Genomic DNA, 13731 nt, shown 5'->3' with positions numbered 1-13731 from the left:
ATGTTGAAGAGGAAATGGGTTGTGGCACTCGCCGCAAGCACGGTGCTGCTCGTGGGTCACGCATTCGGCGCCGACAAGAAAGTGGTGGCAGTGTCGATCCCGGCTGCCGACCACGGTTGGACGGCAGGCATCGTCTATCACGCGCAGGCCGCAGCAAAGGAAATCAATGCCGCGTTTCCGGACGTGGAGGTGGTGGTAAAGACCTCGCCTTCGGCAACGGCGCAGGTGAGCGCGCTTGAGGATCTGTCGGCCGGACGCAAACTCGATGCTCTGGTGATCTTGCCTTACACGTCCGAGGAACTGACGACCCCCGTCAAGGCGGTAAAGGATGCGGGAACCTTCATCACGGTCGTCGACCGGGGCCTGAACGATCCAACGATCCAGGACCTATACCTGGCTGGCGATAACATCGCCGTCGGACGCAACACTGCAAAATTCATGATCGACAAGCTGGGCGGCAAGGGGAACCTCGTCGTGTTGCGGGGAATTCCGACAGTGATCGATGACGAGCGCATTCAAGGATTCCAGGACGCCATCAAGGGCACTGACCTCAAGGTACTCGACATCCAGTATGCGAACTGGAACAGTGATGAAGCCTTCAAGCTGATGCAGGACTATCTGGCCAAATACCCTCAGATCGACGCCGTATGGGCAAACGACGACGACATGCTGCTTGGGGTGCTCGAAGCGGTCAAGGAATCCGGGCGCAAGGATATCAAGCTGGCACTCGGCGGCAATGGCATGAAGGACATCGTCAAGAAGGTCATCGACGGAGACGCCATGACCCCGGTCGAAACGCCATACCCGCCAGCGATGATCAAGACCGCGATCTACATGACGGTCGCCAACTTGGTCGGACAGGCTCCCACCAGAGGAAACGTCAAGCTCGACGCGCCTCTCATCACTCAGGCGAATGCGAAGGAGTATTACTTCCCGGACTCGCCGTTCTAATCATAGAAACAGGGGTGGCAAGGAGCCACCCCGCCGCATGAACAAAGAGGAGTAAATCATGCCAGGCAAGAAGATACTGATGCTGACCGGTGAATTCACCGAAGAGTACGAGATCTACGTTTTCCAGCAGGCGATGGAAGCAGTTGGCCATACGGTCCACGTCATCTGCCCCGACAAGAAAGCCGGAGATCTCATCAAGACCTCGCTTCATGACTTCGAAGGCGATCAAACCTATACCGAGAAGCTCGGGCACTTCTTCACCATCAACAAGACATTCTCAGAGGCGGAGGTGCAGCTAGACCAATATCACGCCGTTTATGCTGCCGGTGGCCGCGGTCCGGAATACATCCGCACCGACAAACGTGTGCAGGCCATCGTCCGTCATTTCCACGAGAAGCAGAAGCCGATCTTCACGATCTGCCATGGCGTGCAGATTCTTATTGCGGTCGACGGCGTCGTGCGCGGGAGGAAAGTCGGTGCGCTCGGCGCTTGCGAGCCGGAAGTCACACTCGCAGGCGGTACCTATATCGACCTTTCGCCGACCGAGGCCTACGTTGACGGCACGATGGTATCCGCAAAGGGATGGACGGCGCTCGCCGCATTTATCCGGGAATGCCTGAAAGTGCTCGGAACAGAGATTCACCACCGGGATGATGTTGCACAGGCAGCGTAACTCCTGCGACCTCTCCATTAGGGTCGCCGTCACTCGGCGGCCCCAAACCAGAAGTTTCACTGCTTCCGATGCACCCTGCGTTTGCGGCCAAGCTTGAAGGGGTGATGCACACTGCGGTCTGCATGGGATCTGTCGAGCTAAGGTTCACGGCCGCTTCTCCGTTCATCGCGCAAGCCGCTGGCCAATTGACAACTCGACATTATTTCTCGAATTTTCGCGTCAACGCGCCACTGGTAAACGCGTCCAAAGGCGGCTGTCGCTCCATGTGGGACCTGGCCCAGCGGTGAAAAGGGTCGTGGGCTCATCCAGCCGTCAAACGCATCCATTGAGGCCGAGTAATTCGGGGCCTCCTTCGGGTGGCTCGCCAGTAGGCGGCTAGGCGACTATGCGCAATGAAGGAGAAAAGTCGTCCGATCGGTGATCCCGCAGGAAATGGGATTTCGTCTGGCGCCCGGGCAAGCAATCTACTTCAAGTGGAATATCGCCCTCACACTCTAGGAAGTCGAGCATGAGCGACGAAGACTTCAAGAGGAATGAATTGGTCGTCCGTGGCGGCCAAAGGATCGCTGTCGGGGACAAATGGCTAGATATTCGCGACAACGGAGGTCCCGTGAGTTTTGTCGATATCATCACTGAAGCGCGCCACAACAACGGAGTCTTTGCCTCGCGTTTGGCTCCGCCATTGTGGACGGAAACAACAGTGGCATCTGCGACATCGCCAGCCGCTTGCATATGAACATGAGCACCGCACAGCTTGCATCGGCTTTTAGGAGATATGATAGCTGATGCCTTGAAGCCGGCGACGTTTCCAAGGCTAACTGAGCTTTGATCTTGGCCACATTACAGCCGGGCTCTCGGAGTCGCGGTGCATTTCCCGGCACCTCTCGATCAAGCGGCTCATCCTGTCTTTGTTCGCATTTGCTGGTCGTTTTGAGAAACCAAAGGTTCGTAACGAAACTTCGACTGCACCGCCATCAGATGTAACGGCAGGTTCAGAAGCGACGGCCTAATCAATCCTCCTTCGAAGGCTACGATCGAGGGACATATCACTCTTCTCGTTCGGCGCGCCATCGCGGCCGCCATCGCCAGGAAATTAGCCTCGGATGCAACATTCACCGGATCTGGGCAGACGCGACCAACGATGCAGTCATCAACAACGGCGGCACCGAGCAGGTCTATGGTCAGTGTCCCAAAAGCTGCCATTGAGTTGAGCGCCATAAAACTCAAAGACGACAGCAACGCCAGCCATGCTGGCATGTCGATGGCGACAGGTGTCACCCGGCACTGCCGGGTGACAGATCGCGCGGCCGACGTGGGGTGAAGGCCGCGGTCCGGTCGATGTGGTCAAGACCTGATGAACGAGAGCAGGTCGGGGTTGAGGACATCTGCATGTGTGGTCAGCATGCCATGGGGGTAGCCCGGATAGGTCTTCAGCGACCCGTTCTTGAGCAGGTCGACTGCACGCGGCACGGAACTTGCCCGCGAGTTGCTCTCCATGCGCTCTTGCTATCGGGAGGTGTTTCTGACCGTCAGGGCAATTGCCGCCCGCTTGCGAAAATACGGATCGCTGCCGTGTGGGCATATCATACAACTTGACTAATGAGATATGATGACAGATAGTATCACCAGTCGATCGGGAGTCGGCAAAGGAGGATTTTCGATGTATCACATGAAGGCAATGATTGCTGCAGCGGTTATCGGCGCAGCATGCTGGAGCGCACCGCTCCGTGCCGAAACGCCGCCAAACATGCTTGTTGTCGGCTTCTCGATGAACAATATCCTGACATTGGATCCGGCGGCCATTACCGGCAAGGAGACGGTCCAGGTTCTCGCCAACATATACGACAACCTGGTTTCACTCGATCCTGTCAACAGGTCCGAGGTCACACCTCAACTCGCGGAGAGCTGGGTCGTCAGCGATGACAAATCGAAGATTACGTTCACCTTGCGAGACGGGGCGACCTTTGCTTCCGGCAACCCCGTCACGTCCGAGGACGTCGTCTGGTCGTTGAAGCGGCTGATGTCACTGAACCTGGCCCAGGCGTCGTTTTTGAAGACCCATGGGTTCACTGCCGCCAACGCCGAGGCAAGCTTCACCGCTCCGGACGTCAAGACCGTGGTCATCACGCTTCCCAAGAAGGTTGACCCGGAACTTGTCATCATGACGCTGGGCATCGTTGGCCCGGGATCGATCTATGACAGCAAGACTGTCACGGAAAATGAAAAGGACGGTGACAAGGGTGCCGCCTGGCTGACGACGCAATCAGCGGGATCGGGACCATTCGTGCTTGGTGAATGGCGCTCGAACGAGCGCGTCGTTCTTGATCGCAACGACAAATACTGGGGCGACAAGCCGGCGATGCGCCGCATCATCATGCGTCATCTGGCTGAATCGCAGAGCCAGCGCCTGATGCTGGAGAAGGGCGATATCGACATTGCCTTCTCGATGTCGGCGGCCGATCTCAAGTCGCTGGAAGCCAACAAGGACGTAAAGATAGAAACAATCGGTGGCAGTGGCTTCTATTACCTTGCGGTGTCGATGAAGGATGAGAAGTTCAAGAACTCGAAGGTTCGAGAGGCGCTTCGCTATCTGATCGACTATCAGGGTCTCGACAAGACTGTCCTGCCTTATTTCGGCAAGCTACGCGATCGGCCGATCCCGAGCGGCATCTTCGGTGCATTGCCTGATGCCGGCTACAAGCTCGATGTCGAGAAGGCGAAGGCGCTGCTGGCCGAAGCAGGCTATCCGAACGGTTTTTCGACGACGCTCCGCGGTATTTCGGACGCGCCGTTCTTGAACCTCGCAACGGCTCTCCAGGCAACACTTGCGCAGGCGGGCATCAAGGCCGAAGTCATCACCGGGTCCGGCGATCAGATTTATGGCGCGATGCGCGAACGCAAATTCGAGTTGCTTGTCGGTCGCGGCGGCGGCGGACAGTTGCCGCATCCCGACTCCAATCTGCGCGCTATCGCCTACAACCCGAACAATTCGGACGAGGCAAAGCTGACAAACTTCCAGGGTTGGCGCACGTCGTTCTTCGACGAGAAGCTGAACAGCATGATCGATGCTGCACAGGTTGAAGGCGACAAGACTGCTCAGACTAAACTCTACGGCGATATCCAGGCGTATTATGCCAACCTCGTACCGGCGATCCAGCCGTTCTCCGAGGTGGTGGATACCGTGGGCGTGCGCGCCGATATCAAAGGGCTGGCGCTTAATCCGTCGTGGTCGACGCAATTGCGTACGGTCACCAAGGAACGCTAGGCCGCCAACACGTGCGACGGGTGTGTCCCGTCGCACATGCCATTTTGTGACTATGAAAGATCCAGCAATGAGCCATGATCGCATCTTTGCCACCGCGCGGCAGGCCGGCACCATTATGGTGACCTTGCTCGGCCTCCTCATCCTGACGTTTTGCATCGGTCGTCTGATGCCGGTGGATCCGGTGAGAGCGATCGTCGGGGAGGAGGCGGATCGCGCCACCTACGAGTTGGTCGCAGAGCGGTTGGGGGTCAATCTGCCGCTTCATACACAGTTCATCCGCTACGTCGGGGACGTGGTGCGCGGCGACTTCGGAGTTTCTATCCGCACGGGGCAACCGGTCATCAGCGACATTGCTCATGTCATGCCGGCTACGATTGAACTTGCCACCTTCGCCATTCTTTGTGGGGCTGGTTTCGGGATACCTCTCGGTATTTTCGCGGCGATCAATCGTAATCGGCCAGCCGATCACATCATCCGCTTCCTGACGCTGATCGGGCATTCAATGCCGATCTTCTGGACGGGCATGATCGGCCTCATTATTTTCTACGCGGTGCTTGGGCTCGTGGGCGGCGGCGGGCGGATTTCCGACTACTATATCGGCCTTGTGCCGGAGACGACCGGCTTCATGCTCATTGACGCGGCGATCGCTGGCGACTGGGAGGTCTTCGGCGATGCGCTCAACCATCTCATCCTGCCCGCCAGCATTCTCGGTTACTCGTCGATGGCTTACATCACCAGGATGACGCGAAGTTTCATGCTCGACCAGCTTGGGCAGGAGTATGTTACGACGGCGCGGGTGAAGGGATTGTCGAAGGGCCGGACGATCTGGCATCACGCCTTTGCCAATATCCGGGTTCAGCTCGTCACCATCGTTGCCTTGGCATATGGCAGCCTGCTCGAAGGGGCGGTGCTGATTGAGACGGTCTTCTCCTGGCCGGGCTTTGGACAATACATCACCAACAACATGCTCATCGGCGATATGAACGCGGTCATGACCTGCGTGCTGCTTGTGGGCGTTATCTTCATCGCGCTGAACCTGCTTTCAGACGCACTCTACAAGATCTTTGATCCAAGGACGCGGTGACATGGCACCAGGACATCTTGAAATGAGCAATCTTGTTTTGACTGAGCGTCGCAACGGACCTGTTGTCATGGCGGCCAGACGGTTCGCCGCGGTCATCGGCGAGTTGCTGGCGAACCCAACAGCTGCCTTCGGCGTCATCGTCGTCGCGATACTGCTGTTGACTGCGCTGCTTGCTCCCGTTCTCGCCAGCCATGACCCCAATGTCGTCGACCTCGGCAACGCTCTCGGCCGACCGAGCAGCCTTCATTGGTTCGGAACGGACGAACTGGGAAGGGACGTCTACAGCCGTCTCGTCTATGGAAGCCGGATCAGCCTGACATTCATTTTCATCGTGTCTATCATCGTTGGCCCGGTCGGACTTCTGGTTGGAACGACAGCCGGATACTTCGGCGGGTGGTGCGATACGGTGATGATGCGCATTACCGATATCTTCCTGTCGTTTCCGAGCCTGATCCTGGCGCTTGCCTTTGTCGCGGCATTGGGCGCGGGCCTGGAGAATGCGATCATCGCCATAGCGCTTACTGCCTGGCCACCGATTGCCCGTCTGGCACGAGCCGAGACGCTGACCTTTCGCGGGGCGGACTATATCGCTGCCTCGCGCATGCAAGGAGCCTCGCCACTGCGAATTATCGTAAAGTCGATCATGCCCATGTGTCTGCCCTCGGTCCTCGTCCGCATTACCTTGAGCATGGCGACGGTGATCCTCACTGCTGCTGGCCTCGGCTTCCTCGGACTTGGCGCGCAGCCGCCCTTGCCCGAATGGGGTGCGATGATGGCGACGGGCCGGCGCTACATGCTGGACAACTGGTGGCTCGTTGCGTTTCCAGGCGGCGCGATCCTGCTTGTCAGTCTTGCTTTCAACCTGTTGGGCGACGGTCTTCGCGACGTGCTCGACCCGAAGCAGAAGTGAGGAACGTCACATGGCCAATCTCCTCGATGTCCGCGATCTACATGTCAGCTATCGCGGCCGCAAAGGTGACAACCCGGTTGTCAAGGGAATCTCGTTCTCGCTCGGGCAAGAGAGGCTGGGTATCGTTGGTGAATCCGGATCGGGAAAATCCACCATCGGTCGGGCGCTACTGAAGCTTCTGCCGACGGCCAAAATTACAGCTGAGCGGATGCAATTCGGTGAAACCGATCTGCTGACCTGCCGCGAGAAAGAGATGTTGCAGGTCCGCGGACGCCGTATGTCGATGATCTTGCAGGACCCGAAATTCTCTCTCAATCCAGTCCACCGGGTCGGCGATCAGGTTGCGGAAGCCTATCGCATACACAGTGGCGCCTCACGCGGCGCGGCCAAGCAACGCACGCTTGAAATGCTGGAGGCGGTGCAGATTCGTGATCCTGAGCGGGTGTTCGGTCTTTATCCGCACGAGGTCTCGGGCGGAATGGGGCAGCGCATCATGATCGCGATGATGTTGATCCCCGAGCCTGAGCTGATCATCGCCGATGAGCCGACCTCAGCGCTCGATGTCACGGTGCGCATGCAGGTGCTGAAGATCCTCAATGACCTGGTGATCAGTAAGGGCATTGGGCTGATCATGATCAGCCATGACCTCAACCTGGTCCGAAATTTCTGTGACCGCGTTCTGGTGATGCGGTCGGGCGAGTTCGTCGAGGAACGGCAGGCGCGCGACCTGAAGAACGCGGAACATCCCTACACACGCGGATTGCTGGCAGCGCAGCCTCACATCGGCGGTGACCGCCGCCCACTGCCTGTCTTGAGCCGCAGCCAGACCATCAAAGTCGCAACAGTTGAGGGTACACCATGAGCGCGATCGAGATTGAGAATCTATCCATTTCGCTCGGCCTTGGCGTTCACGCAAAGCGCATTCTCGGGGGCGTGAACTTCAGCGTCGACAAGGGCGAGTCCTTCGGGCTTGTCGGAGAATCCGGTTCGGGCAAGTCGACAGTCCTGCGGTGTGTCGCCCGCCTGCTGAACGCGTGGGATGGTAGGATTGCCATCAACAACAAAGCCGTCCGCGATACGCCTCAGGACGAATACTGCCGTACCGTCCAGATGGTTTTCCAGGACCCCTACGGATCGCTTCACCCGCGCCAGTCGATCCAAACCGCGCTTCAGGAGCCCTTGCGTATTCAGCGTATGGATCGCCATCAAGAACGCATGGAACAGGCGCTGATCGAGGTCGGGCTCACTCCCGCCTTTCTCCAGCGCTATCCGCACGAGCTCTCCGGCGGGCAGCGCCAGCGCGTCGCCATCGCACGCGCACTCATCCTCGATCCTTCCGTCCTGCTGCTCGACGAGCCAACTTCGGCCCTCGACGTGTCCGTTCAGGCAGAAGTGCTGAACCTCCTCTCCGAGCTTAGAGCACGCAAGGGGCTGACCTATCTCCTCGTCTCGCATGATCTCGCGGTGATCGACCATATGTGCGATCGGCTGGCGGTCATGCAGCATGGACGCATCGTCGAGATCCTGGACCGTGCGGTCCTTTCGACGGGGCGGGCGACCGATCCCTACGCAAGGGAATTGATCCGAGCCAGTGTCGAGTACGACCAGGCCGTTTGAGCTGGCGCCAAGCGGCGCAATCGTGAGGTTGGCAGCGCCGGGCAATACGGATGAAGGCCAATGATCGATCGAGACAATCTTGCTTCCATCGCTCGACGGCATCGCGACACGTCAGCATTTCCGTTGAGGTTTGGCGGCTCTTCAGTCGACTTCGCGACGTGGCGTTCCTCGACATTGGCCTATGTCGTGCAGTCGATCGATCCTGACGCATGCCATGTCGACCGGGTGGAAACGATTGCGCAATGGGATTGCTCGTCTTTTGCCGGCAGACGGCTGAGCCTTCGATTTTCCAATGGCGAGGTGGCTGAGGCCCTTCTCCTTCTGCCACACCAACAGACACCTGCACCAGCCTTGCTGATGTTGCATGATCACGGTGCGACCTTTGATATCGGCAAGGAAAAGGTAGCCCCTGCGCCGTCAGATAGCCCGACGCGGGAAGCAGCGCAGGCGTGGGCAGATCGTTTCTATGGGGGACGTTTCCCTGGAGAGGAGGCGGCGCGGCGTGGCTATGTCGTTCTCAGCGTCGATGCGCTCGGCTGGTCAAGCCGTTGCGGTAACGGGTACGAAGCGCAGCAGGCGCTTGCCGCCAACCTGATGCAGTTCGGCGTCTCGCTCGCCTCAGTCGTTGCCATGGAGGATATCGCAGCCGCCAAATTTCTTGGCGAGCTGCCAGAGGTTGATCGGAAGCGCGTGGCAAGTTTCGGATTTTCCTTTGGCGGGTACCGCGCCTGGCAGGTCGCAGCTCTTTCTGCCGACATTGCGGCCTTCTGTGCAATCGGCTGGATGGGCACCTTGGAGGGGCTCATGCAGACCGGCGGCAACCAGTTGCGCGGCCAATCTGCATTCTACATGCTGCATCCACAGATCGCGGGCAAGCTGGACTATCCCGACTTTGCCGGCCTTGCAGCGCCGAAGCCGGGCTACTTTCTGAGTGGGCGCGAGGACCGACATTTCCCTCCAGCCGTCGTTGAGGCTGCGTTTGGCCGTCTGCGTGAGCTCTGGTCGGCCGGGCACGGGATGCAAAATCTGAAAACAACCATGTGGCAAGGCGGCCACGAGTTTCCCATCCCAGAGCAGGACGCGGCACTCAACTGGCTCGATGCGGCTCTAAGGGGCTGACAAACGACGCTTCGCCAGCCCCTCTTGTTCATGCCACCAAGTTCGCCTCGATGAAGGCGAAGTTGATGTCTTCTCCAAGACCCGGCTTATCGGAAAGGTGGACATAGCCGTGTTCGTCCATGGGATCGACAAGCGCGTTCAGATACTCGAAGCCGTCATCATACTCGAGGAAGGGATGCAAGAGGCCCCGCTCGTACCACTTGGCATTCTTGCTGCAGGCGGCGACGATCAGGTTCGGGGCGCCGTTGCCATGAATTTCGCAATACATGCCGAAGGACTCCGCAAGGTGCATCGACTTCATCGCGGGGCTGATGCCGCCGACATCGTGCACGCCTGTCCGCAGGATGTCGCAGGCATTCGAGGTGATCCACTCGGCGCGACTGAAGTGCTTTCCACCAGCGCTCTCCGGACCAAGAACGGGAATATCGAGATTGGCGGCAAGCCAGGCGTAGGAGGCCGAGCTTTGCTCGTCCATCGGCTCTTCGATCCAGTCGAAGCTCAGCTTTTCCAGGCCTTTGCCAAGTTCGAGCGCCTCGGTCCGGCTATACCAATGAAACGCATCGATCATCAGGTGGATATCGGGACCAACGGCCTCCCGCACGGCCGCGCAGGCCTTCAGATCCATCTTCACATCAGGTGCCCACGAGACCGGAGGCATCCAGGTATGCAGCTTGATACCCTTGTAGCCGCGCTTTACCAGCTTTTCGGCGAAGCGCCCGTAGTCTTCCGGCGTCGCAAGGCCGCCCTCTAGCTCATCGCCACACATGATCGATCCATAGGCCCGCACCTTGTCGCGATAGCCGCCGATAAGCTTGTGGACGGGGATAGCGAGCTTACGTCCGGCGAGATCCCACAGCGCGCAGTCCACGATAGCAAGGGTCCGGTCGGTCAGTTGCGCAGCACTGCCACGCTGCCAATGGGCGAGTTCCTGCCAGAGTCTCTCGCGATCAAATGGATCCTGGCCGATCAGTACCTTTTTGATGAACTTGTCGAGGACATGCGGACGAACGATTTCGGGCGGGGAGAAGCAGTAGCCCTCGGTGCCATCGTCTGCGACGATCGTCAGCAGCGCAAGGTTGACCTTGTGAGCCGGCCCAGGATGCGCATGCCCAGCCGTGTCGGCGTGGCGATAGGTCGTGTGCGCAAAGACGCGCACGTTAATATCGACGATCTTCAAGTCTTCTCCTCCAGGTTCTTTCTGTGTCCGGCCGGTGGCGGAATACGGCAAATGTCGAAGGTTCGATCCACAGTCCTGTCGCGTCATCGCCTGGACTGTTTTGGTGCTGACGTGCGCGGCGATGCCTTTGCCGAAGGCCTCCGGATGCTTACTTGTAATACGGCGTCACTAATGTCATAATATGTCTGACGCGTTCTGGTCAATCGGATTTTTGCAATCTCTTGACAGACGGGCGTCGTTCGGGATGTCTAGATCGACAGAGGGCGGGGACAAATATGGGGCGCAATGTGGTTCAGCAGACGGGGCCAGAGCAACGCAAAAGCGGTGAAACGTTAGTGGAAATGGTGGCGCGCCGCCTGCGCGACGCGATTGCGTCAGGGGCCATGAAGCCCGGCGATCGGTTGCCAACGGAAGGTGGTTTGACGCAGGAATACGAGGTCAGCCGAACGGTAGTCCGGGAGGCGATCGCTTCACTTCGCGCCGACGGACTGGTCGAAGCGCGCCACGGGGTCGGCGTCTTCGTCCTGACGCCTCCGGCCGGCGCCTATGACGGGTTCAAAAGCGCCGATCCCAATAAGATCTCCTCGTTGCTTGAAATGCTTGAGCTGCGGGCCGCGATCGAAATCGAGGCCGCCGGGCTTGCGGCCATACGGCGTTCGCCGGCCCAGGAAGAGGCCATTCTTGAGGCCTATGACGAGATCGAGCGACTGAAGCAGGATCAAAAGCCGACGGTCGAGGCAGATAGGGCGTTTCACCTGGCGATAGCTGATTCCACCAGCAATCCCCGTTTTCGTGAGTTTTTACAGCTGGTCGGCAAGCAGATCATTCCAAGGGGCGTCTTGGCTGAGGGTGATACCGAGAGATCCTCGCAGGAGTACCTGCAGCAGATTCAATCCGAGCATTTGCGAATTGCCCGGGCGATATCGGACCAGGATGAGGCCGCGGCGCGAGAGGCGATGCGTCTCCACCTGAAGGGAAGCCAACAGCGCTACCGGAATTTCATCAAGCGCGGCTGAGTGATCTCAATTATCGTATGATGAGTTATTGACAGTCATCATATCTCTGCTAGTTTCACTGCCATCGACTCTCGTTCTGTCCGGAGGATATCCATGGCACTGGACCCCATTTCTTTGAAGGCTGCTCTTGGAGCTGGCCTTCTTTCTTTCCCCGTCACCCCTTTTAACGACGACGATCGGTTTAATCGGTCTGTCTACGAAGACCATGTCGGCTGGCTTTCCGGTTTCGGCGCGAGTGTTTTGTTTGCCGCCGGTGGTACCGGCGAATTCTTCTCGCTAACCCCCGACGAGGTGCCGGAGGTGGTGCGTGCTGCCAAGGCATCAGCGGGCGCAACGCCGATCGTGTCGGGATGCGGATACGGCACAAAGATGGCCGTCCGGATCGCCAGATTGGCCGAAGAGGCGGGGGCCGACGGCATTCTGCTGCTGCCGCAATATCTTATCGATGCCAGCCAGGACGGCCTGTTTGCACATGTGAAGGCGGTCTGTGACGCGGTCGACATCGGCGTTATGGTCTATAATCGCGACAACGCCATCCTGTCGGCCGATACCCTTGCACGGCTCTGCGAGGTTTGCCCCAATCTGGTCGGCTTCAAGGATGGCTCGGGCGAAATCGGGCTGGTACGACAGATCACAGCAACCATCGGCGACCGGCTCACTTATCTCGGCGGCATGCCGACTGCCGAGCTCTTTGCGGATGCATATCTCGGCGCGGGTGTGACGACCTATTCGTCGGCGGTTTTCAACTTTGTACCGGCTCTGGCACAGGAATTCTACACGGCTCTAAGGGCCGGGAAGACCGAAACTACCAATCGCATCCTGCGTGACTTCTTCTTCCCGTTCATGGAGATACGCAACCGCCGCAAGGGCTACGCGGTATCCGCCGTCAAGGCAGGCGTGCGCCTGCAGGGCTTTGATAGCGGTCCAGTACGCGCGCCCCTGACAGACCTTACAGCAGACGAGGTCTCGATGCTTGAGAAGCTGGTAGCTCCGCACCGCAGATGACAAGCGGCACCGTCAGTATGTCGCTGACGAACTGAGAAACACAGACGGAAGGACGGCTTTTGATGAGCCACACTGATTTTACCAACCGCTATGCGATCGATCCGAAGACGGCCTCACGGTTCAGTACGGAAGAGCTGCGCGAGAATTTTCTGCTGCCACCGCTGTTTCTGGCCGGCCGCATCCAGCTTCACTACACCAATTACGACCGCATGATCGTCGGTGGTGCCATGCCGACTTCGGAAGCGCTTGACCTGGAGACGATCAAGCCTGCCGGGACCGACACGCTTCTGGCCCGGCGCGAGCTGATCGCTGTCAATATTGGTGGTGCCGGCATCGTCGTCGTCGATGGCGAAGAGTTTCAGGCCGGTACCCGCGACATGGTCTATGCCGGCATGGGGGCTTCGGTGACATTCCGGTCCGTATCGGCCGAACAACCTGCAAAATTCTACCTGCTCAGCGCCCCCGCGCATGTTCGTCACCCCGCAAAGCATATCGGCATTTCAGATGCCAAGCGCGTCGATCTCGGCTCTCAGGCAACGAGCAACGAGCGTTCGATCTTTCAGTTCATCCACCCGGACGGCGCCAGGACCTGCCAGCTCGTCGTCGGCATGACGACGCTTGCTGAAGGCTCTGTCTGGAACACCATGCCCTGCCACGTCCATGACCGGCGGATGGAGGCCTATCTCTATTTCGATCTGCCGGAAAAGGCCCGCGTCGTGCATCTGATGGGAGAGCCGAACGAAACGCGCCACCTGATCGTCAAGAACGAGGAGGCGATCCTGTCGCCGGGTTGGTCCATCCATTCCGGTGTCGGCACATCAAGCTACACATTCATCTGGGCCATGGCCGGTGACAATGTCGACTATACCGACGTCGACCTTGTCGCCATCGAAGATCTTAGGTGAGGAGGGGGA

The 13731-nt window shown here is 58.7% G+C and carries 14 protein-coding genes and 1 pseudogene; 12 read left to right on the top strand and 3 right to left on the bottom strand.

Features of this window, described 5'->3' with window-relative positions:
* The 3 genes from AF71_RS12810 to AF71_RS12800 all read left to right on the top strand — a co-directional run bounded on the left by AF71_RS12810 (position 1) and on the right by AF71_RS12800 (position 2360).
* On the top strand, positions 1–951 hold the full coding sequence (locus tag AF71_RS12810; RefSeq protein ID WP_169681548.1) for a substrate-binding domain-containing protein: 951 nt from the start codon (positions 1–3) through the stop codon (positions 949–951).
* A 58-nt stretch (positions 952–1009) separates the two neighbouring features.
* Complete coding sequence (locus AF71_RS12805) at positions 1010–1624, top strand: DJ-1/PfpI family protein (RefSeq protein ID WP_169681546.1); 615 nt, start codon at positions 1010–1012, stop codon at positions 1622–1624.
* A 508-nt stretch (positions 1625–2132) separates the two neighbouring features.
* A complete protein-coding gene (locus tag AF71_RS12800; protein WP_169681544.1) occupies positions 2133–2360 on the top strand; it encodes a hypothetical protein in 228 nt (75 codons plus the stop codon).
* A gap of 161 nt (positions 2361–2521) precedes the next feature.
* On the opposite strand, the gene AF71_RS12795 is transcribed toward AF71_RS12800, so the two are convergent.
* Together AF71_RS12795 and AF71_RS12790 are read right to left on the bottom strand one after the other, a co-directional pair.
* On the bottom strand, positions 2522–2902 hold the full coding sequence (locus tag AF71_RS12795) for a hypothetical protein (protein ID WP_169681542.1): 381 nt from the start codon (positions 2900–2902) through the stop codon (positions 2522–2524).
* Between the two features lie 66 nt (positions 2903–2968).
* Positions 2969–3103 (bottom strand): annotated as a pseudogene (locus tag AF71_RS12790) (alpha/beta hydrolase); the annotation flags it as partial.
* Between the two features lie 190 nt (positions 3104–3293).
* Here AF71_RS12790 and AF71_RS12785 point away from each other — a divergent pair.
* From AF71_RS12785 to AF71_RS12760, 6 genes are all read left to right on the top strand, one after another.
* The gene (locus AF71_RS12785) at positions 3294–4889 is read left to right on the top strand and encodes an ABC transporter substrate-binding protein (protein WP_169681762.1); all 1596 of its coding nucleotides are present in this window, start codon (positions 3294–3296) and stop codon (positions 4887–4889) included.
* 67 nt (positions 4890–4956) lie between these two features.
* Positions 4957–5973: an ABC transporter permease gene (locus AF71_RS12780; protein WP_169681540.1), complete on the top strand. Its 1017-nt coding sequence runs from the start codon at positions 4957–4959 to the stop codon at positions 5971–5973.
* Positions 5974–6040: 67 nt separating this feature from the next.
* On the top strand, positions 6041–6883 hold the full coding sequence (locus AF71_RS12775) for an ABC transporter permease (RefSeq protein ID WP_169681760.1): 843 nt from the start codon (positions 6041–6043) through the stop codon (positions 6881–6883).
* Positions 6884–6893: 10 nt separating this feature from the next.
* Positions 6894–7745, top strand: coding sequence for an ABC transporter ATP-binding protein (locus tag AF71_RS12770; protein ID WP_169681538.1), 852 nt, complete (start codon positions 6894–6896; stop codon positions 7743–7745).
* The gene (locus tag AF71_RS12765) at positions 7742–8500 is read left to right on the top strand and encodes an ABC transporter ATP-binding protein (protein WP_169681536.1); all 759 of its coding nucleotides are present in this window, start codon (positions 7742–7744) and stop codon (positions 8498–8500) included. Before AF71_RS12770 ends, AF71_RS12765 begins: the two co-directional genes overlap by 4 nt.
* A gap of 60 nt (positions 8501–8560) precedes the next feature.
* Positions 8561–9619, top strand: a complete 1059-nt coding sequence (locus tag AF71_RS12760) for a dienelactone hydrolase family protein (RefSeq protein ID WP_169681534.1) — start codon at positions 8561–8563, stop codon at positions 9617–9619.
* A 28-nt stretch (positions 9620–9647) separates the two neighbouring features.
* On the opposite strand, the gene AF71_RS12755 is transcribed toward AF71_RS12760, so the two are convergent.
* Positions 9648–10796: a mandelate racemase family protein gene (locus tag AF71_RS12755; protein ID WP_018858153.1), complete on the bottom strand. Its 1149-nt coding sequence runs from the start codon at positions 10794–10796 to the stop codon at positions 9648–9650.
* Between the two features lie 275 nt (positions 10797–11071).
* Between AF71_RS12755 and AF71_RS12750 the strand changes: the two genes are divergently transcribed.
* From AF71_RS12750 to kduI, 3 genes are all read left to right on the top strand, one after another.
* Positions 11072–11812 (top strand): FadR/GntR family transcriptional regulator, encoded by a 741-nt coding sequence (locus AF71_RS12750; RefSeq protein ID WP_169681531.1) that lies wholly within the window; start codon positions 11072–11074, stop codon positions 11810–11812.
* 99 nt (positions 11813–11911) lie between these two features.
* Positions 11912–12817, top strand: coding sequence for a 5-dehydro-4-deoxyglucarate dehydratase (gene kdgD / locus AF71_RS12745; protein ID WP_169681758.1), 906 nt, complete (start codon positions 11912–11914; stop codon positions 12815–12817).
* Positions 12818–12879: 62 nt separating this feature from the next.
* Positions 12880–13722 (top strand): 5-dehydro-4-deoxy-D-glucuronate isomerase, encoded by an 843-nt coding sequence (gene kduI / locus AF71_RS12740; RefSeq protein WP_169681530.1) that lies wholly within the window; start codon positions 12880–12882, stop codon positions 13720–13722.
* Positions 13723–13731 lie beyond the last annotated feature (9 nt).

This window comes from Rhizobium sp. 57MFTsu3.2 (assembly GCF_012932765.1).
GTDB lineage: Bacteria > Pseudomonadota > Alphaproteobacteria > Rhizobiales > Rhizobiaceae > Rhizobium > Rhizobium altiplani.
The sequence above is the reverse complement of the archived record's forward strand: the minus strand, read 5'-3'. Positions and strand labels throughout refer to the sequence as shown.